General features: G+C 65.0%; 16 protein-coding genes. 9 read left to right on the top strand and 7 right to left on the bottom strand.

The features are described from left to right. Positions 1 to 18 precede the first annotated feature (18 nt). Genes NX02_RS17580 through bchF form a run of 4 tightly spaced genes read right to left on the bottom strand, consistent with a single transcriptional unit; the run spans position 19 to position 6,511 of the window. Positions 19 to 3,138: a magnesium chelatase subunit H gene (locus NX02_RS17580; protein WP_025293516.1), complete on the bottom strand. Its 3,120-nt coding sequence runs from the start codon at positions 3,136 to 3,138 to the stop codon at positions 19 to 21. Then, positions 3,128 to 4,714, bottom strand: a complete 1,587-nt coding sequence (gene bchB / locus NX02_RS17575) for a ferredoxin:protochlorophyllide reductase (ATP-dependent) subunit B (protein WP_025293515.1) — start codon at positions 4,712 to 4,714, stop codon at positions 3,128 to 3,130. The genes NX02_RS17580 and bchB overlap by 11 nt, the downstream gene beginning before the upstream one ends. A gap of 4 nt (positions 4,715 to 4,718) precedes the next feature. After that, complete coding sequence (locus tag NX02_RS17570) at positions 4,719 to 5,996, bottom strand: ferredoxin:protochlorophyllide reductase (ATP-dependent) subunit N (protein WP_025293514.1); 1,278 nt, start codon at positions 5,994 to 5,996, stop codon at positions 4,719 to 4,721. Then, positions 5,993 to 6,511 carry a 2-vinyl bacteriochlorophyllide hydratase gene (bchF, locus tag NX02_RS17565; RefSeq protein ID WP_025293513.1) on the bottom strand — a complete coding sequence of 173 codons (519 nt, stop codon included), beginning with the start codon at positions 6,509 to 6,511 and terminating at the stop codon, positions 5,993 to 5,995. Before bchF ends, NX02_RS17570 begins: the two co-directional genes overlap by 4 nt. 203 nt (positions 6,512 to 6,714) lie before the next feature. Between bchF and NX02_RS17560 the strand changes: the two genes are divergently transcribed. The 7 genes from NX02_RS17560 (at position 6,715) to NX02_RS17530 (ending at position 13,283) form a co-directional block, all read left to right on the top strand. Further along, positions 6,715 to 7,590, top strand: coding sequence for a cobalamin B12-binding domain-containing protein (locus NX02_RS17560; RefSeq protein WP_025293512.1), 876 nt, complete (start codon positions 6,715 to 6,717; stop codon positions 7,588 to 7,590). Positions 7,591 to 7,621: 31 nt separating this feature from the next. Continuing rightward, positions 7,622 to 9,052, top strand: a complete 1,431-nt coding sequence (gene ppsR, locus NX02_RS17555; RefSeq protein ID WP_025293511.1) for a transcriptional regulator PpsR — start codon at positions 7,622 to 7,624, stop codon at positions 9,050 to 9,052. An 80-nt stretch (positions 9,053 to 9,132) separates the two neighbouring features. Beyond that, the gene (gene chlG / locus NX02_RS17550; RefSeq protein WP_025293510.1) at positions 9,133 to 10,041 is read left to right on the top strand and encodes a chlorophyll synthase ChlG; all 909 of its coding nucleotides are present in this window, start codon (positions 9,133 to 9,135) and stop codon (positions 10,039 to 10,041) included. Next, a complete protein-coding gene (locus NX02_RS17545) occupies positions 10,038 to 11,342 on the top strand; it encodes a BCD family MFS transporter (RefSeq protein ID WP_025293509.1) in 1,305 nt (434 codons plus the stop codon). The genes chlG and NX02_RS17545 overlap by 4 nt, the downstream gene beginning before the upstream one ends. Beyond that, positions 11,339 to 12,541 carry a geranylgeranyl diphosphate reductase gene (locus NX02_RS17540; RefSeq protein WP_025293508.1) on the top strand — a complete coding sequence of 401 codons (1,203 nt, stop codon included), beginning with the start codon at positions 11,339 to 11,341 and terminating at the stop codon, positions 12,539 to 12,541. Before NX02_RS17545 ends, NX02_RS17540 begins: the two co-directional genes overlap by 4 nt. Continuing rightward, positions 12,538 to 13,020: a TspO/MBR family protein gene (locus tag NX02_RS17535; RefSeq protein ID WP_025293507.1), complete on the top strand. Its 483-nt coding sequence runs from the start codon at positions 12,538 to 12,540 to the stop codon at positions 13,018 to 13,020. The genes NX02_RS17540 and NX02_RS17535 overlap by 4 nt, the downstream gene beginning before the upstream one ends. An 8-nt stretch (positions 13,021 to 13,028) precedes the next feature. After that, a complete protein-coding gene (locus tag NX02_RS17530) occupies positions 13,029 to 13,283 on the top strand; it encodes a hypothetical protein (RefSeq protein WP_047099811.1) in 255 nt (84 codons plus the stop codon). Positions 13,284 to 13,311: 28 nt separating this feature from the next. On the opposite strand, the gene NX02_RS17525 is transcribed toward NX02_RS17530, so the two are convergent. Continuing rightward, complete coding sequence (locus NX02_RS17525; RefSeq protein WP_039996657.1) at positions 13,312 to 13,863, bottom strand: c-type cytochrome; 552 nt, start codon at positions 13,861 to 13,863, stop codon at positions 13,312 to 13,314. 516 nt (positions 13,864 to 14,379) lie between these two features. Between NX02_RS17525 and NX02_RS30805 the strand changes: the two genes are divergently transcribed. Further along, complete coding sequence (locus NX02_RS30805; protein WP_158014060.1) at positions 14,380 to 15,429, top strand: BLUF domain-containing protein; 1,050 nt, start codon at positions 14,380 to 14,382, stop codon at positions 15,427 to 15,429. A 237-nt stretch (positions 15,430 to 15,666) separates the two neighbouring features. Here the strand turns inward: NX02_RS30805 and NX02_RS17515 are convergent, their stop codons facing one another. After that, positions 15,667 to 16,332, bottom strand: coding sequence for an O-methyltransferase (locus NX02_RS17515; protein ID WP_025293503.1), 666 nt, complete (start codon positions 16,330 to 16,332; stop codon positions 15,667 to 15,669). Positions 16,333 to 16,418: 86 nt separating this feature from the next. Between NX02_RS17515 and NX02_RS17510 the strand changes: the two genes are divergently transcribed. Then, a complete protein-coding gene (locus NX02_RS17510; RefSeq protein WP_025293502.1) occupies positions 16,419 to 17,075 on the top strand; it encodes a TetR/AcrR family transcriptional regulator in 657 nt (218 codons plus the stop codon). A gap of 76 nt (positions 17,076 to 17,151) precedes the next feature. On the opposite strand, the gene NX02_RS17505 is transcribed toward NX02_RS17510, so the two are convergent. Further along, a complete protein-coding gene (locus NX02_RS17505; protein ID WP_025293501.1) occupies positions 17,152 to 18,471 on the bottom strand; it encodes a cation:proton antiporter in 1,320 nt (439 codons plus the stop codon). Positions 18,472 to 18,493 lie beyond the last annotated feature (22 nt).

Below are 18,493 nucleotides of genomic sequence, written 5' to 3'. Positions count from 1 at the left end.
CGGACGGACCGATCTCGACTACGGCTCGAACCAAGGGACACTCGGTCCCGTCCGTCCGACCGCCGGGGGTGGCCACCCCCGGCGGTCGCCCTTCTGGACTACCAGATCGGGCTGACCGCAAGATGCAAGGTTCTGATAGGCGAGATCGACACCTGCCAGCGCCGTCTTGAACAATTCGGCATGGCGCGTCGGCACGCCGGCGCGGCCATAGGCATAGCCCTTCTGGCGCTCGAACACTTCGGCGATTTCGTCCGGATCGGTCCATGCGCCATCGTCGATCAGCATGTTGACGTTTGCGCCGTAGGCGCCTTCCGCATTCGAGAAGACCCGCAGCGCTGCGGTCTCCAGGTCGCAGTCATGCTTGGCAGCGTGGGAGAGACTGTGCTTGCGAACGAAATTGCGATCGAGCGGCTCGTCGGCGCTGGCGGCCATCCAGGCGGCCTCGGCGATCATCCGGGTCTGCAAGGGCAGCAGGTCGCGGAAGATGCCGGACAGGGTGACGATAACGTCGATCCGCGGGCGACCCAGCTCGGCGAGCGGCACCAGTTCCGCGCCGGCGAGGCGGCCATAGCCGTCGAACCGGGGGCGCGCGCCGATCAACGCGAGCGCCTGGGCGATCTGGGTACCTTCGGACTTGAGGTTGTCCGTGCCCCACAGCACCATCGCCAGCGTTTCGGGGAAGGCGGCGGTTGCGGTGTGACGCGCGATGAGTTCATCGGCCTGACGCGCGCCTTCGGCCATCGCATAGGTGCCGGGGATGCGGAAGGGGTCGAAACCGTGGATGTTGCGACCGGTCGGCAACACCTCCGGATTTCTCAGAAGGTCGCCTCCCGGCGCGGGGCGGACGAAGCCCGCGTCCAGCGCATGGACGAGTGCGTCGAGCTCGCGGTTGTCCATATCCAGGTCCGCGTCGGCGCCGGCAGCGGCAAGCTGCGCGCGGGTCTTGGCAGACATCGGCGCGCCGAGGATGTGGAGACCCTCCGGAATGAGTTCGCACTCAAGCTCGTAAAGCCGCGCCCACAGGGCCTCGATGTCACCCGCTTCGAGATCGCTTGCCGCGGCAGATGCCACGATCATCGGTTCCAGCACGCGGCGCTCTTCGTCCGATGGTGACGAGCGCCAGCGCTCGAGCAGCGCCTTCAGATCGTTCAAGCCCTTGTAGAGCCCGGCCTCGGCGAGAGGGGGGGTAAGATAGCTGACGAGCGTCGCTCCGCCCCGGCGCTTGGCGATCAGACCTTCGGAGGGGTTGTTGGCGGCATAGAGATAGATGTTGGGCAGATGCCCGATCAGCCGCTCAGGCCAGCAATCGCCGGACAGGCCGGTCTGCTTGCCGGGCATGAACTCCAGCGCGCCGTGGGTGCCGAAATGCAGCACCGCATCGGCGCTGAAATCCTCGCGGAGCCAGCGATAGAAGGCGCTGAACGCGTGGGTGGGAGTGAAGCGGCCCTCGAACAGCAGCCGCATCGGATCGCCCTCATAGCCGAACGCGGGCTGAATGCCGACGAAGACGTTCCCGAACTGCGCACCGAGGACATGGATCGATCCGCCATCGCTCTGCTGCTTGCCTGGTGCCGGACCCCATTGCGCTTCGATCGCCGCCAAATGCGGTTCGCGGCGAACATGCTCGTCGGCCGGAATGTGCGCGTGAACGTTCGCATCGGCACCGTAGCGCGCGGCATTGCCATTGAGGATGCGCTCGCGCAGGCCGTCGACGTCGGCCGGGATGGCGACGGCATAGCCTTCTGCGGAGAGCTTGCCGAGCGTCGCATGGAGCGACTCCCAAACCGCGAGATGCGCGGCCGTACCCGTCGCGCCGGCGTTCGGCGGGAAATTGAACAGGACGATGGCCAGCTTGCGCTCCGCGCGGGCAGAGCGCCGCAGTGCAACGAGCTGGGAGACTTTGGCAGCAAGCGCTTCTGCCCGCTCAGGGCAGGAACGCATCTCGCGCGACAGGCCCGAGGTCGGGAAGGTGCAGCCGCGACCGCAGCCCGTGCAGGCGTCGCCGGAGCCGTCGGCACGGCCGCCGAACACGCTGGGCAGCACTGCACCGTCGAGTTCGGGAATCGCGACCATCATCGTCGCCTCGATCGGGAGCAGCCCCTGACGGCCGGCGCCCCAGTTCTGGAGCGATTGGAATTCAAGCGGATGCGCCGCGATGTACGGAACATCGAGCTGGGAAAGAACCGTCTCCGCCGCCCGGGCATCGTTATAGGCCGGCCCCCCGACCAGACTGAAGCCGGTGAGCGAGACGACTGCATCGACCGTCGCCCGGCCATCCTTCATGAAATAGGCCTCGATTGCCGGACGTGAATCCAGGCCGCTCGCAAAGGCGGGGATGACGCGCAGGCCGCGGGCTTCCAAGGCCGCGATGACACCATCATAATGGCCCGTATCGCGCCCGAGCAGATAGGATCGCAGCATCAGGACGCCGACCGTGCCCTGCTTCGCGCCGGCCGCGGCCAACGCGTCGATGCGATCGGTCATCCGGGCTGCGAGCTTCGGATGGTAGATCCCCACATCGGGATAGTCGCGTGGCGAGTCCGCGCGCGTGGCATGGCCCGCATAGCGGTGCGCAAGCGCGCGAACCATGCCGACGACATTGTCGTCGCTGCCAGCCAGCCAGTATTGCAGCGTCAGAAAATAGGCGCGAACATCCTGCGCGGTGCCGGGGATGAAACGCAGCATCTTGGGCAGGCGGCGCAGCATCTTCATCTGGCCCGCGCCCGATGATCCGCCCGGCTTGGGCGAGCCACGCAGCCGCTTCAGCAGGGCAAGCGGGCCCTTGGCCGGCTTGTCCATACGATAGGCCCCGAGACGCGTGAGCCGAACCACTTCGCTGCCCGACATCAGCCCCAGCATCGCCGCGCAATCCTCACGCCTTGCCTGCAGCGCGGGAAGGACGGCGCGAATATGATCGTCCAGGAACAGCATCGTCGCGATGACGATGTCGCCGCGACCGATGTCTGCGATGCAGCGCGTCAGTGCCGCCGGGTCCCGGTCCCAATCAGCCGCAGCGTGGAAACCGATGGTGATGTTTGCGCCGTCCGCGACGAAATGCGCCGCAGCGCGTTCCACCGCCCCCGAGAGGTGGTTGTCGAGGGTCACGATCACGACGTGGAGGCATGCGCTACCGGGCATAATGCGCCTTTGCGTCATAGAGGGTCTCCAGGGTGATCGTCGCCAGCCCTTGCTCGGCGGCAAACTTCTCAGTGTTCCGCCGTGCCTTGCCGCGCACGAAGAACGGGATCTTCAGCAACTCGCGCTGCGCGTCCGCGGTCCAGCGATCCTGCCCCGCGATCGGAGAGGCGGGGGTGGATGGATCGGCGGCAGGCTCCTGCACTGCCACCGCCGCCCGTTCATCCAAGGCTGCCGGCGGCAATTGCCCGGCCGCGCCGTGGCCCAGATGGCTGGCGCCGCTTGCATCGGAAAACTCGAAGTCATCGCGGAACATCGTAAGCAGATGCTCTTCGAGGCCCATCACCAGCGGATGGACCCAGGTATCGAACAGCACGTTCGCACCTTCGAAACCCATCTGCGGCGAATAGCGCGCCGGAAAATCCTGCACGTGGACCGGCGCGGAGATCACGGCGCAGGGAATGCGCAGTCGTTTCGCGATGTGGCGTTCCATCTGGGTGCCGAGCACCAGTTCCGGCTGGAGTGCCTGGATCGCGTCTTCGACGAGCAGGTAATCGTCGGTGATCAGCGGCTCAAGGCCGTAAAGCTTCGCGGCATCGCGAACGTCACGTGCGAATTCGCGATTGTAGCAGCCGAACCCGACGACTTCGAACCCCAGTTCGTCGCGCGCCACGCGGGCTGCCGCGATCGCGTGCGTCGCATCCCCGAAGATGAAGACCCGCTTGCCGGTCAGGTAGGTGGAATCGACCGAATGGCTCCACCACGGCAGATTGGACGTATCGAGCGCGCGCGCCGGGTCGACGCCGGCAAGCGCTGCGACCTCGGCAACGAAATCGCGGGTCGCGCCATGGCCGATCGGCACGGTGCGGACGGTCTTCTGGCCGAATTGACGATCCAGCCACCGGCAGGTGGTGTCGGCGATTTCCGGATAAAGGCAGATCGAGAAATCGGCCGCACCGATCCGCTTCACCTCGGCCGGCGACGCGCCGAGTGGCGCGACGAGATGGACATCGACGCCGAGCGTATCGAGCAGCCGCGTGATTTCGATCACGTCGTCGCGATGGCGGAAGCCGAGCGCAGTGGGCCCGAGGATATTGGCGCGCGGCCGGCGGCCGTCGCGTGGCGCCGGCCGCGCGTCCGGGTCGGCGAGCGTCCGCACCAGTTGGTAGAAGGTTTCCGCTGCGCCCCAGTTCTCCTTGCGCTGATAGCTCGGCAATTCGAGCGCGATGACCGGGCAGGGCAGGCGCATCGCTTCGGCGAGGCCTGCCGGATCGTCCTGGATCAGTTCGGCGGTGCAGGAAGCGCCGACCAGCATGGCCTGAGGCTGGAAGCGCGCGAACGCGTCGCGCGCGGCGTTCTGGAACAGCGCCGCGGTGTCCTTGCCCAGGTCGCGCGCCTGGAAGGTGGTGTAGGTTACCGGCGGGCGCTTGCCCCGGCGCTCGATCATCGTGAAGAGCAGGTCGGCGTAAGTATCGCCCTGCGGCGCGTGCAGGACGTAGTGCACGCCCTCCATCGCCGTCGCGATCCGCATTGCGCCGACATGCGGTGGTCCTTCGTAGGTCCAGACGGTCAATTGCATCGCATCAAACCTTCAGCACGTCGCGCCGCCGAAGCGGACGCGCGAAGAGTTCGGCGAGATCGCCCGCCTGGTCGAAGCCATGGATCGGCGAGAACACCAGTTCGATTGCCCACTTCGTCGTCAGGCCTTCCGCCTCGAGCGGGTTGGCAAGACCGAGGCCGCACACTGTAAGGTCCGGTCGTGCGGCGCGGACGCGGTCGAGCTGTTTGTCGACATCCTGGCCTTCGCTGATCAGCGTCCCAGCGGGCAGCAACGCCAGTTCCTGCGCGAGATGACGGCGATGGAGATAGGGCGTGCCGACTTCGACCGGCAGCATGCCCAGTTCAGTCGCGAGAAAGCGCGCGAGCGGCACTTCGAGCTGCGAGTCGGGAAGGAAGGTGATGCGCTTCCCCGCCAGCCGCTCGCGGCAGTGGGCGATGGCGCGCTTCGCCCGTTCGCGTCCTGGCGCGATGACCCGGCGGAAATGCAGCTCATCCACCGCAAACGCAGCCGCTGCGGCATGCAGCCAGCTGGTCGTTCCTTCGGCGCCGAACGGAAACAGCGCGTCCAGGCGGATGGCGCCGCGGTCCTCGAGTGCTCGTGCGGTCTCGCCGAGGAAGGGCTGGGCGAGCAGGAAACGGGTGTTCGGCCCCACCGGAGGCATTGCGTCGGATCGGCGCGCCGGAAGCGAGTGGACGGTTCGGATGCCGAGTGCGGCGAAGAGGCGGAGGAACTGATCTTCGACCACATCGGGCAACGCGCCGACGACCATCAGGCTGGGCGCCTCGGAGGCATCTGCGCACAGATCCGGCACCAGGGCGGCAAGGCAGGCGTCCTCGCCCTCCGTGAACGTGGTCTCTATACCCGAACCCGAGTAATTCAGGACCTTGGTCGCTCCGGCATGCTTGACCGAAAGGCGCGCCGCCGCGCGCGACAGGTCGAGCTTGATCACCTCGGAAGGGCAGGATCCGACGAGGAAGAGCAGCTTGATGTCCGGCCGCCGCGCCAGCAGCCGATCGACCACCCGATCGAGTTCCTCGTTGCAGTCGGCCATTCCGGCAAGATCGCGTTCCTCGATGATCGCGGTTCCGAAACGGGGCTCTGCGAACACCATGACACCGGCAGCCGACTGGAGCAGGTGCGCGCAGGTGCGAGATCCGACAACCAGAAAGAACGCATCCTGCACTTTGCGGTGCAGCCAGATGATGCCGGTTAGCCCGCAAAACACTTCACGCTGGCCGCGCTCGCGCAGCACGGGCGCCGTTTCGCAGCCCAGTGACGGAAGGGGCAGCGCGGCGTTCATGCCGCCATGGCGATGCTGGAGGGCGGCGTCTGCAGGCGCGCTGCCCGTAGTTTCAGAAGGAATTGCGTCGCGTTGATCGCGTAGGTCGCATAGGCTGCGAGGGCGAGCAGCATGCGATCATGCTCGGTGCCCCAGCCGACCGACAGCGCCAGCAGATAGGCGGTGTGCAGCGCCAGCACGAGCATGCTGAAAACATCTTCCCAGAAGAAGGCAGGGACGAACAGCCATTTGCCGAACACCTGCTTTTCCCAGATCGAACCGGTGATCATGATTGCGTAGAGCGCGATCGTTTTGATCACGATCGACACGGTCGCCGCCGCTGCGCCATCGCCGGTCGCAAGATAGCGAAGAACCAGCACCAGGCTGACGAGGAATATCAGGAACTGGATAGGCGCGAGCACACCCTGCACCAGCGTCCAGCGTGAGGTGTCTCGCCGGCGGCGTTCCTCGGGCGTGTAGAGTTGCGGGGTAATACCGCGCTCAGCCCTTGCGAAGATGGGGTCATTCGCTCGCATCGCTCCCCCCTTTTTGATCTGCCGGAGACTAGGCCGATGCGGCGCGAAGTGTCAATATATTTTGACGTCAATATATTATGACACTCGACGGTGCGGGGTGGCGGAGTTGGTTGCTAGTGAGACGGAAGAGGCATAAGTTCCGAGTCGAATAAAATAATAGTCGCTCCCAGGGGGCGGATGCCGATTGGCTGGGAGAGCCGAAAATGGCTTTGACGATCAGGGTGGATGGGCATGTTGCGGTTAATCCGCCGGTGCCGAAAAGATTGCCCGGTTTCGGCCTGTCGATTGACGCAGACCGCGCGAGATCGCTGTCAGCCGTAATTGAGGGCGAGATCATTCCGCGCTTGATGGTCGCGCATGCGGCGCCTTTGGCGGCGGTCGTACCGATAGTCAGCGAACCAGCGATCAGTGCGGTCGAGATCGAGGAATTCGCGCCTTTGGTCTTGCTGGTGGAGGCTGATGTACTTCTCGTCCACGTGGAGGCGATCCTCGCCCGGGGGGTAACCTTCGATACCTTGCTCGTCGAGCTTCTGGCGCCGACGGCGCGTATGCTCGGGCAGTATTGGGAGGACGATCGCTACGACTTCGTCGACGTGACGATGGGATTGTGGCGGCTCCAGGAGATCGTCCACGAGATTTCGGGGCGATTGCCGCCCGAGCGGATTGCGGGCGGGGAGGCGCACCGGGCGCTGTTTGCAGCGGTGCCGGGAGACCAGCACAGCTTCGGAACGGTGGTGATCGAGGAACTGTTTCGGCGGCATGGCTGGGACACCGACCGGCTATGTGAGGTCAGCACCTCCGAATTGCTCAAGCGTGCGGCGGACTGCTGGTTCGACGTCGTCGGATTGACCGCCACATGCGACTGCAATATTGCCCGACTCGCCTCGATCATTGCTGCGCTGCGGAACGTCTCCCGAAACCCGCGGGTTTGCATCATGGTTGGGGGGCGTATATTCAGTACGAAACCTGATCTTGCGGTTGAGGTCGGCGCAGACGCCACCGCCCCCAAGGCGGATCTTGCGCTGAAGATTGCGAACCAACTCGTCGTGGACCGCGATCGGGGTGTCGCCATCCGCTAGTTCTTTGTTCCATGGAGTGCAGACGGCGTCGATGAACAAGCAAATCGCCCTGACCCGCCAAACGGCTTTTACGACGCCGGGCGTGCTGCCCGGCGTGCTGTCGGCAGGCGTCGTGGGGTCGTTGATCGCTGCTGCCGGGGACGTCACCTTCATCCTGTCGAACGAAGGTACGATACTGGATGTGGCCGTGTCACAGGGCGAACTTGCCAACCATGGTTTTGCTGACTGGGTCGGCGAAGCCTGGGTCGATACGATGACGGTCGAAAGCCGTACGAAGGCTGCCGAGATGTTGAGCGGCGCCAAGGAAGCGGCCCCCCCGAGATGGCGTCAGGTCAACCACCCGGCCGCGGGTGGCGACGTCCCGGTGCGGTATCTGGTCATGGCTCTGGGCGACAGCGACCGCCTCATAGCGATCGGCCGCGAGATGCGCGCCGCTGCGGCAATGCAGCAGCGGTTGCTGCAAACCCAGCAATCGCTCGAACGCGATTACATCCGCCTCCGCCAGGTCGAGACCCGGTATCGCATGCTGTTCGATATGGCTCCCGAACCGGTGCTGGTCGTCGATGTGAGAAGCCGCAGAATTCGGGAAGCCAATCCCGCAGCGCACAATCTGTGCGGTTCTCGCGAGGGATCCCTGATCGGGAACGCCATCAATACGATCGTATCGCCGGACCAGCGCGATGACCTGATCGCTTATCTCGGTGCCGCGGAAGCCGCCGACAATATCGAGCCCATCGTGCTGAGACTTGCCGACCGGCGTGAAGAGGCGAAAATCTCGGCGCGTCTTTTCAGGCAGTCGGGCACGCCTTTGCTGATCGTCCGTGTGGAGCCGACGACCGTCGACGGGGCTGAGCACCGCTTCGACGCCATCCTTACCGAGGTCGTCGAGCGGATGCCCGACGCGTTCGTTCTCGTGGATCGCGACCTCAATGTGCTCACCGCAAACGCGGCGTTCGTCGAACTCGCCGAGATGCCGTCCGCCACTCGGGTGGTCGGCGAAAGCCTGTCAACATGGCTCGGTCGCCCCGGTATCGATCTGGGGTTGATTGCCGGCCAGCTTCGCGAACATGGCTCGGTCCGCAACGTCGCTACGGTCCTTCGCGGAAGCGCGGGGGCGCAGGAAGAAGTCGAGGTTTCGGGTGTGATCGCTCCGCTCGACGGTAGCGAATGTTATGGCCTGACGATCCGAACCGTGGGCCGCCGTATGCCGAATGCGCCGGCGCCCTCGCGGGAAATCCCTCGCTCGGTCGATCAGCTCACCGAGTTGGTGGGTCGGATGTCGCTCAAGGAGATCGTTCGGGAGAGCACCGACATGATCGAGCGGCTCTGCATCGAAGCGGCTTTGGCATACACGTCCGACAATCGGGCGTCTGCCGCCGAGATCCTCGGCGTGAGCCGGCAGAGTCTTTATTCCAAGCTCCATCGTCATGGCTTGGGCAATCTGGTCGCAAGCGATAGCTGAGCCCGACTGTCTAGCCGATGCGACGCATATAACCGTCAATTCAGTTTGACGCATTCTGGCGGCAGTTCTAGGCTGCCTATATGCAACGGTCGAGCGCACCCAGTATCGTAACGGCGGTTCCCGCGCCGCGCGACATCCTGGAATTGCTCAAGCCCGTCACCTGGTTTCCGCCGATATGGGCGTTCATGTGCGGCGTGGTCTCGTCCGGTGTGCCGATCGCCGATCGCTGGCCCTTCCTGATCGCAGGCGTGCTGCTGACCGGTCCGCTGGTCTGCGGCACGAGCCAGGCCGTCAACGACTGGTTCGACCGCCATGTCGATGCCATCAACGAGCCTGGGCGACCGATCCCATCGGGTCGGATAGCCGGCCGTTGGGGCCTTTGGATCGCCCTGGCCGGTACGCTGCTGTCGCTGCTCGTCGCCTGGACGACAGGGCCATGGGTGTTCGGCGCGACCTGCATCGGGCTGCTTTGCGCATGGGGCTACAGCGCGCCGCCGTTTCGCTTCAAGGTAAGCGGCATCTGGGGGCCCGCTGTGGTGGCGCTTACTTATGAGGGCCTTACCTGGTTCACCGGCGCAAGCGTGATGGCAGGCGCGCTCCCCGGCGCACATGTTCTCATCATTCTCGCGCTGTACAGTTGCGGCGCGCATGGCATCATGACGCTAAACGACTTCAAGGCTGTGGAAGGCGACCGCGCCACGGGATTGCGCTCTTTGCCGGTGCTTCTGGGGGTTGGACCAGCGGCACGTGTCGCCTGTGCTGTGATGGCTGTTCCACAGATCGTCGTGGTGATGCTGCTGGCGGGATGGGGACATCAGGTTGCAGCGGCCATCGTCGCGACCTTGCTGCTCGGACAGATGGTGCTGATGCGCCGGCTGCTCCGTGATCCGCGGGCGAATACGCCATGGTACAACGCCACCGGTACGTCGCTGTATGTGTTCGGCATGCTCGCATCGGCGGCTGGGCTCGGCGGAGTGGCGGGGCTGTGAGCCTGCGCCCGTTGGGCTGGTTCGGCATCGTCAGGCTGGGACTCGTGCAGAGCGCGATCGGCGCAATCGTGATGCTGGCGACTTCGCTGCTCAATCGCGTGATGGTGGTCGAATATGCGTTGCCCGCCGCGCTGCCGGCGGCGCTCGTCGCGTGGCACTATGCGGTGCAGTTGTCGCGCCCGGCCTGGGGGCATGGGTCGGATCGCGGCGGGCGCCGGACGCCGTGGATCCTGTTCGGCATGGCAACGCTCTCAGTCGGCGTCTTGATGGCCATCGCAGCGCTCGGCTTGCTCGGTGCGCGGTCGTCGGGAGGGCTTCCGCTTGCCATCCTTGCCTTTGCGCTGATCGGTGCCGGGGTCGGTGCCGCCGGCACATCATTGCTGGCGTTGCTGGCGTCGCGGGTTGCGCCGGAGCGCCGCGCCGCGGCAGCCTCGATCACCTGGGTCATGATGATCGCGGGAATCGTCGTCACCGCAGGCGTGGTAGGCGCGCTGATCGATCCGTTCTCGTTGCAGCGGTTGATGGTCGTGGCCAGCGGTGTCGTGCTTGCCGCCTTTGCGGTTTCGCTGCTGGGTGTGGTGGGCATCGAGGGGCGTTCGCCGATCGCACCCGCGATCAACCGAAGTGCGGCCCCGAGCTTCGGCATCGCGCTGCGCGAGATGCTGGCCGACCAGGATGCCTTCCGCTTCACCATCTTCGTCTTTCTCGCGATGCTCGCCTATTCGATGCAGGATCTGATCCTCGAGCCTTTCGCAGGTCTGATGTTCGGTCTTACGCCAGGCGAGTCGACGCAGCTTTCAGGGATTCAGCATGCCGGCGTGCTGGCGGGCATGGTCCTGGTCGGTGTGGGCGGCAGTGCCTTCGGTGGACGAAGCACGGTGGGCATGCGGCGGTGGATCGTCGGTGGTTGCGCAGGGTCCGCGGTGGCGCTGGCCGGGTTGGCATTGGCGGCGCGATTCGGCGCAGGCTGGCCGCTGGCTGCCAACGTGGCCGCGCTCGGCTTCGCGAACGGCGTTTTTGCCGTTGCGGCGATCGGCGCGATGATGACGCTCGCGGGGGCGGGCGGGAAAAATCGCGAAGGCGTTCGCATGGGCGTTTGGGGGGCAGCGCAGGCGATCGCGTTCGGCCTCGGCGGGCTGATCGGGGCAGTGGGGGTCGATGTCGGCCGCTGGCTCACGGGTTCGACGGTCGACACGTTCACGATCGTCTTCGGTATCGAGGCGCTGCTCTTTCTCGTGGCAGCATCGCTGGCGCTGCGCGGCGTATCGCGGCATCCGCTGACGCAGCACGCGCTGGCATGAGCACGGCCTACGACTGCGTCGTGGTCGGCGGCGGGCCGGCCGGTTCCACCGCGGCGACCGATCTGGCGCAAGGCGGCCACCGCGTGCTGTTGCTCGACCGCGCGGGGCGGATCAAACCCTGTGGTGGGGCAATACCGCCGCGACTCATCGAAGACTTTGCGATCCCGGACCATCTGATCGTAGGTCGGGCGGTCTCCGCGCGCATGATCGCGCCATCGGACAATGCGGTGGATATGCCGGTGGGGCAGGGCAAGCAGGCGGGCTTCGTCGGCATGGTCGACAGAGGCAGCTTCGACGAATGGCTGCGCGAACGGGCGCGGAGCGCGGATGCCGAGCGCCGGACCGGATCGTTCGAGCGGATCGACCGTGACGAGCGTGGCGGTGCGGTGGTCGTCTATACGGATCCTGACGACGGCAGCGAGCACCGGGTTGCGACTCGATGCGTGATCGGCGCTGATGGCGCGCGTTCGCGGGTCGCGCGGGCGACGATAGCGGGTGCCGAGCGCATGCCCTGCGTCTTCGCCTATCATGAGATCATCCGGTCGCCCGTCATCGCAGACGCCGCATTCGACCGCGGGCGATGCGACGTCTTCTATCAGGCGGCGTTGTCGCCGGACTTCTATGCCTGGATCTTTCCGCACGGCGAAACCGCAAGTGTCGGCGTGGGCAGTGCGTTGAAAGGGTTCGGCCTGCGCGACGCGGTGCGCCGGCTGCGCGCCCGCGAAGGGCTGACGAAGTGCGAGACGATTCGGAGCGAGGGCGCGCCCATCCCGCTGCGTCCGTTGCGCAGGTGGGACAATGGCCGCGACGTTCTCGTCACCGGCGACGCAGCGGGTGTGGTGGCCCCTGCTTCGGGCGAAGGCATTTATTATGCCATGGTGGCGGGCCGTGAGGCTGCGCGCGCCGTGGGCGAGTTTCTGATCTGCGGCAATCCTCGGGTTCTCGGTCAGGCCCGTCGCCGGTTCATGCGCGCGCACGGCCGTGTGTTCTGGATATTGGGGGTCATGCAGCATTTCTGGTATCGCAATGATCGGCGGCGCGAGCGGTTCGTCGCTATGTGCGAGGATAGGGACGTGCAGAATCTGATCTGGCCAGCCTATATGAACAAGCGGCTCATTTATGCGAAACCGCTGGCTTATCTGCGCATCTTTGCGAAGGATATGCGCCATTTGATGCAGACCGCGGGCGGCGCGCAATGAGCCGCGCCTGGCTGTTTCCGCTCGCCGTCGCGCTGTTGGCAGCCACGGTCGTAGCCCTGCTGGGGGCAACCATCACCGAGATCGGCCCATGGTATCGGGGACTGATCCAGCCACGGTGGGCGCCGGCCGATGCCGCCTATGGCATTGCATGGACGGCGATATTCGGCTTGACCGCGGTCGCCGGAGTGACCGGCTGGCTGGCAACGCCGTCCTGGCGGGAACGCGAATGGCTGGTCGGCCTGTTCGCGCTGAATGGGTTCCTCAATGTGCTGTGGAGCCTGTTGTTCTTCCGGATTCACAGGCCTGACTGGGCGCTCTTCGAAGTCGTCGCGCTGTGGCTGTCCGTTGCGGCATTGATCGTCGTCATCTGGCGGCATTCGATGATCGGCGCGGTCCTGCTGATTCCTTATCTGCTGTGGGTGACGTTCGCCGGATATCTCAACATGACGATCGTCAATCTTAACGGACCATTCTCCTGAGCGCTGCGATGGCGTGGATGTTCGCCAGCGGTCATGCCGTCGATATCGTGCTTGCGGTCATTCTCGTGGAGCTTGGCTGGCTGGTTGGCCGCGCGAAGTGGACGCTGGCCGATGCCGTCATGCGGCTGGCCCCCGGTGTCCTGATGCTGATCGCGCTTCGCGCAGCGCTGACGGGGCTGGACTGGCGCTGGATCGCCCTACCGCTGATCGTGTCATTTCCCGTCCATCTTGCGGATCTCGCGCGACGAACACGGGCAAAATAGGGTCCGGCCAACTGCCGGACCCCTTCGATCATTTCAGCGTTTCCAGATAAGCGATCACATCGGCGCGCTTTTGAGGATCGGGAAAGCCGGCGAACGCCATCTTGGTGCCCGGAACGACCCGCTGCGGAGCCTCGAGATATTGGAAAAGCTTTTCCGGCGTCCATGTGATGCCGCTGTTCTTGTTGGCAGGCGTGTAGTTGAACCCGGCGATGGTTCCCGCCGCTCGGCCTACGATGCTGTGCAGCGATGGCCCGATCTTGTTCACGCCTGCATCGGGCGAATGGCAGGTCTGGCATGTCAAGAACGCGGTCTTGCCCTTCGCTGCATCGCCCGTGTAGCTCGCAAACTTGACTCCACTGATCGTGTCGGTGTTGTCGGCCGCCGGTGCGGCTGCTGCCGCGCCACCCGCTGCGGGTGCCGCGCCTGCAGCCGGCGCGCTTGCATTATCTACGCTTGCCGTGGCCGTCGGCGCGGCCTCATCCGTCGTATCCGCCGATTCGTTGGATTTGGAGCAGGCCGACAGCGCGAGCGCTGACACTGCCACCAACAAAATCGGTCCGCCGATGCGCACATTCGACATAGATTGCCTCATCTTGGTCTCTCCGCCGCGGTCTTTCCGCCGTTACGCATTCTTGCCCCGGCGGGGAAGAATGTCCAATAATGTTTACGCGCCGCTGGTCCAGATATTTTTCCATCCCTGCACCTTTTGGGGTACCGAGGGTGATGCGAAGACGTATCGGAGAGGCGATGCGAAACAATGAGTCGAAACAGCTTTCCGGCACAAATGGTTCCTGAGAATGGCTCTTGACGGCAAGTTGTACATCGTCGAACCTCTGGGTCTCCGACCGGCCGAAGCCGGGGTCGGGAACGAGGTGGGACGGCCAGCGAGCGACGCGATCCTGTCGTTGTCCAACTTGATGGCCGCAACTGACTGTAAGGAATCGATTGACGGTTCCGGCGTAAGGAAAGCTCCGCGCATCTGCGAGGAGCAACAAAAGCCGCGGACGGCCTTCCGCTGTGTGGATCAAAGCGGGCTATCCAGATAGCCGCCGCTGGTTCGCCCTGCCCGGCTTTGCCCGACGGGACGGAGGATAGGATGCAGGCACACGTGGAACGCAGTGACGCCGGGGCGGCCAACTGGGTTGCAAGTATTACATATCGAAGTCAGGCCTCCAGAGCGTTGTCGGTACCTGAACTGCAGTCGCTCGTCGGCGCCGCCAGGGGGCGAAATCGCAGCATCGGTATCACCGGCATGTTGCTGTGCGACGGCAATCGATACCTGCAGACGATCGAAGGACCGCCCGACGCCCTGGATCGGGTATGGGAATCGATCCGGCACGACCCCCGACATGGCAGCATCGAAATTTTAAGCGAGCATATGGTTCCTGCGCGCCTGTTCTCGGGCCTGGACATGCAGCTCTGTTGTCGGGACGGCCGAAGAGCGCGTTCGCCCGCGGGGTCCTCCGGGCCGGCGCTCCTGGTCGACCACATCCCGGCCGCAGCGGGCTTCGCGCTCGCTGGCGATGACAGCCGGCTGAACGCGCTGATCGGCGACCTTGTCAACGATGGGTGGGTTGGCGATGCGTTGGTAAGGTATTTGCTGGAGCCTACGGCGCGCATGCTCGGGGATGCCTGGCTCGCCGACGAATGCAGTGAGATCGATCTGACGATCGGCTTGAGCATGCTGCAACTGGCCGGTCACGCCGTACAGTCCCGCGGCTCGGCAGACAAAATCCGGAAGAGCCGCTACAGCGTCCTCCTCGCGACCGCACCGGGCGAGCCGCACCTGCTTGGCCCGAGCCTCCTCGGTGACATGTTCAACAATGCCGGGTGGACCGTCGATATCGCTTTCCCCGGCAGCGACGAGGCGCTTGCGCGGCAATTGCGTTCGCAGCGGCCCGACGCGGTGGATATTGCATTGTCCGATGCATTGCCGCGCCACCATGCCTTGGCCCGGCTTCGCGAAACCGTGACGAAATGCCGCGGCGCCCCGGACGAACTCGTGGTGGTATCGGTCGGAGGGCGTCTGTTCGCCGAAGCGGCGGCAACCGCCTTGACGGTCGGCGCGGATCACGCGCGGACCAGCGCCGCCGGTACGAGCGTGCGCCTGGCACAGCTGATCGAACAGCGAAGAATGGGAAGCTGAGCCCGGTTAGCGACGGCGATGAAAGCCGGGCACCCCGATTGCGGGGGCGACGACCCGCTGTTGGCTTCCCGAACCGATGATCAGCCCCTGCACGCTATGCCTGTTTGGCCATCTGCACCGCGGTGGGGACGTCGCCGGCGATGCCGATGCCGATGCCGATGAGGATCGGAGGCCGGTGCGGCGCTCTGCCAGCCTCTCGCCTGGGCGACCCCGTTTCAAGCGGCATTTTCCGGATCCTCAGACCGTACGAACGGTCAACTCAACCTCATCGGCGAACGGCATCGACAGATATCCGTTTCGGGGCGCGCGGACATATTCAAGATATTCAGGCGAATGATCGGCGTTGTCGGCAATGATGACGGCCCCTGGCCGCAGGTGATTTTCCACGATCTGCAGGATGTCGAGGTAGAGCGATTTGGCGCCATCAAGCAGCAGGAGATCGATCGAAACCGGCAGGTCCGATGCCAGCGTCTCCAGCGCGTCGCCTTCCCGGATCTCGACAAGATCGGCGAGACCGCCAAGGGTCAGATTATCCGCGGCGCGCGCGACCTTCGAGGGTTCGAACTCGCTGGCGATCAGCCGGCCGCCGCCATTGTCGCGCAGCGCCGCCGCGAGATGCAGCGTCGACAAGCCGAACGAGGTGCCGAACTCGATCATCGCGCGCGCGCCGCTGGCGCGCGCCAGCATGTAGAGGAGCTTGCCGGTATCGCGCGAAACCGGCAGCGCATAGTCCTTCAGCCGGGCATAGAAGTTGCGGTAGTCGGCCCTGCTGCGCATCAGCCGCTGGCGCTCTTCCGGGGAGATTGCCGCGAAGGCCGGGTTGGCCATGGGCTGTAGCGCCTCGGCCTCGGCGAACAGGCGATCGAGCAGCGGCGCGACAGGTGCGGTGGTAAGGGTGGTCATGAGGATCTCCACGTGTTTGCCTGTCGCAAAAAATACGAATAGTTCGTCACCTTTGACTATTCGCCTTGGGACGGGGGTGCCGCAGAATGCCGCGAAACGTTGGAATTTCCTCGCGAAGGCTGCCGCGCCAGGCGCGCTCCAACGACCTCGTCGCGGCCGTGCTCGAAGCAGCTGTTCAGGTTTTGGAAGCCGAGGGCGCGCAACGTTTCACCACTGCCCGGGTGGCCGAGCGCGCCGGCGTGAGCGTCGGTTCGCTCTACCAATATTTTCCCAACAAGACCGCGATTCTCTTCAGGCTGCAAAGCGACGAGTGGCAGCGGACGTCGGCGCTGTTGCGTGATATTCTCGAAGATCGTTCGCGGACGCCGGGCGTGCGTCTGCGCGCGCTTGTCCATGCCTTCATCAACTCCGAGTGCGAAGAGGCCGGAATCCGGATTGCACTGGCCGATGCGGCTCCGTTCTACCGGGATGCACCCGAGGCCACTGCGGCGCATGCGGAAAGCGCGCAGATCGTCCGCGACTTTCTCGACGAAAGCGCGCCGCAAGCCAGCCCGGCACAACGCGAGCTGGCTGGGACCCTCATGAAGACGACGTTGAGCGCTGTCGGCAGCAGCTTCTCGACGCTACCGCGATCCCGGGACGAGATCGACGGTTATGCTGATGCGCTCGCTGATATGCTCTGCTCCTATCTCGAACAGCTGGCAGGCCCTGGTCGGGAGGCGCATCGCCCCGCATCCGTCTGAAGCGCCGTGATCGGGCGGGGAGATGGACGTGGCGGGACGCGGATGTCCACTTTGCCGTGCTGCCGCCAGTCGCTTGCTAAACATCATGAGATGCTTCCGCGCCGCCCGGTCCCTGCAGCCCTGGCGGCGGGATCGGCGCATCGGGATCGCGGCCGTGGGTACGATCCAATGTGCGCATCAGCGGCGTCACCGTCAGGCCGTGGAGCAGGATCGAGAGAAGTACCACCAGACCGACGATTGCCCAGAGACGATCGCCGCCCACAAAAGGGAAGTGGTTGAGTCCATAGGCAAGATAATAGATCGAACCGACACCGCGAATGCCGAAGAAAGCGAGCATCATCCGCTCACGCCGGTCTGCCGGAAAACCGAGCAGACCGATCAGGCCGGTCACAGGACGGACGATGATCAGGATTGCAATGGCCGCGGCGAGCTCCACCCAGCCGATCGGCGCGAGCAGACCTGCCACGAGCGCGCCGCCCAACAGCAGGAGCAGCACCATCATCGCGATCCGTTCGACCTGCTCGGTGATCGCATGCATGTCGTGGTGGAAGTCATGCGCACGGTGCGAGGCGCGCAGCGTCACCGCGGTCACGAACACGGCAAGGAAGCCATAGCATTGGATAATCTCGGTAAGCCCGTAGGATACGAGTGTCGCCGCGATCGCGATCAGCCCATCGCCGGTCTGCGCCAGCTTGCTTTCGGCGGGGATATGAAAGGTCAGCCAACCGAACATCCGGCCGACCAGCCAGCCGCCGGCAATACCGGCACCGACCTCCCAAAACACCGCATGGGTGATCCACTGCGTGGCCCAGGGCTCGCCGGTCGTCGTCGCCACGGCGAGTGCGAGCGCGAGGTTCACGAACGGGAAGGCGAAGCCGTCGTTGAGCCCGGCTTCCGCGGTGAGGCCGAAGCGGACCTCATCCTCCTCGCCGCTGCGGGGCGGCCCCACCTGGACGTCTGCAGCGAGGACGGGGTCGGTCGGTGCAAGCGCAGCGCCGAGGAGCAGTGCCGCGGGCCACGGCAGGCCCACCACCCACACGCCGATGGCGGTGATCGCTGCGATGCCCAGCGGCATCGTGATCACGAGCAACCGCCAGGCAACGGCCCAGCGCCGGATGCTGAAAATGCGATCGAGCTTCAGTCCGGCACCCATCAGCGCGATGATGACGACGAATTCGGCGAAACGCTCGGTGAGGACGGGATAGGCCTGCGGCAGCGGGCTGAGCTTGATCTGCGGCAGTGCGAACAGAGCTGCACCAAGGGCGACGCAGACGATCGGCAGGGACAGCGGCAGGCGTTTCAGCGCGAGCGGCAGCCACGTCACCAACGCGATCAGCATGCCGATGCCGGTCAGGGCGAGAATATAGGGATCCGGCGGCCAATTGAATGCAGGCATCATCGCATAACGGTGGAGCAGA

The sequence above is a fragment of the Sphingomonas sanxanigenens DSM 19645 = NX02 genome, assembly GCF_000512205.2.
Taxonomy (GTDB): Bacteria; Pseudomonadota; Alphaproteobacteria; order Sphingomonadales; family Sphingomonadaceae; genus Sphingomonas_D; species Sphingomonas_D sanxanigenens.
The sequence above is the reverse complement of the archived record's forward strand: the minus strand, read 5'-3'. Positions and strand labels throughout refer to the sequence as shown.

What these genes read in the sequence shown, in the direction of transcription:
- NX02_RS17570 (WP_025293514.1), bottom strand. Translation starts at nt 5,996, where the DNA reads ATGAACGCCGCGCTGCCCCTTCCGTCACTGGGCTGCGAAACGGCGCCC.
- ppsR (WP_025293511.1), top strand. Translation starts at nt 7,622, where the DNA reads ATGAACAAGCAAATCGCCCTGACCCGCCAAACGGCTTTTACGACGCCG.
- NX02_RS17530 (WP_047099811.1), top strand. Translation starts at nt 13,029, where the DNA reads ATGGCGTGGATGTTCGCCAGCGGTCATGCCGTCGATATCGTGCTTGCG.
- NX02_RS17510 (WP_025293502.1), top strand. Translation starts at nt 16,419, where the DNA reads ATGCCGCGAAACGTTGGAATTTCCTCGCGAAGGCTGCCGCGCCAGGCG.
- NX02_RS17525 (WP_039996657.1), bottom strand. Translation starts at nt 13,863, where the DNA reads ATGTCGAATGTGCGCATCGGCGGACCGATTTTGTTGGTGGCAGTGTCA.
- bchB (WP_025293515.1), bottom strand. Translation starts at nt 4,714, where the DNA reads ATGCAATTGACCGTCTGGACCTACGAAGGACCACCGCATGTCGGCGCA.
- chlG (WP_025293510.1), top strand. Translation starts at nt 9,133, where the DNA reads ATGCAACGGTCGAGCGCACCCAGTATCGTAACGGCGGTTCCCGCGCCG.
- NX02_RS17505 (WP_025293501.1), bottom strand. Translation starts at nt 18,471, where the DNA reads ATGCCTGCATTCAATTGGCCGCCGGATCCCTATATTCTCGCCCTGACC.
- NX02_RS17515 (WP_025293503.1), bottom strand. Translation starts at nt 16,332, where the DNA reads ATGACCACCCTTACCACCGCACCTGTCGCGCCGCTGCTCGATCGCCTG.
- bchF (WP_025293513.1), bottom strand. Translation starts at nt 6,511, where the DNA reads ATGCGAGCGAATGACCCCATCTTCGCAAGGGCTGAGCGCGGTATTACC.
- NX02_RS17540 (WP_025293508.1), top strand. Translation starts at nt 11,339, where the DNA reads ATGAGCACGGCCTACGACTGCGTCGTGGTCGGCGGCGGGCCGGCCGGT.
- NX02_RS17560 (WP_025293512.1), top strand. Translation starts at nt 6,715, where the DNA reads ATGGCTTTGACGATCAGGGTGGATGGGCATGTTGCGGTTAATCCGCCG.
- NX02_RS17535 (WP_025293507.1), top strand. Translation starts at nt 12,538, where the DNA reads ATGAGCCGCGCCTGGCTGTTTCCGCTCGCCGTCGCGCTGTTGGCAGCC.
- NX02_RS17580 (WP_025293516.1), bottom strand. Translation starts at nt 3,138, where the DNA reads ATGCCCGGTAGCGCATGCCTCCACGTCGTGATCGTGACCCTCGACAAC.
- NX02_RS30805 (WP_158014060.1), top strand. Translation starts at nt 14,380, where the DNA reads ATGCAGGCACACGTGGAACGCAGTGACGCCGGGGCGGCCAACTGGGTT.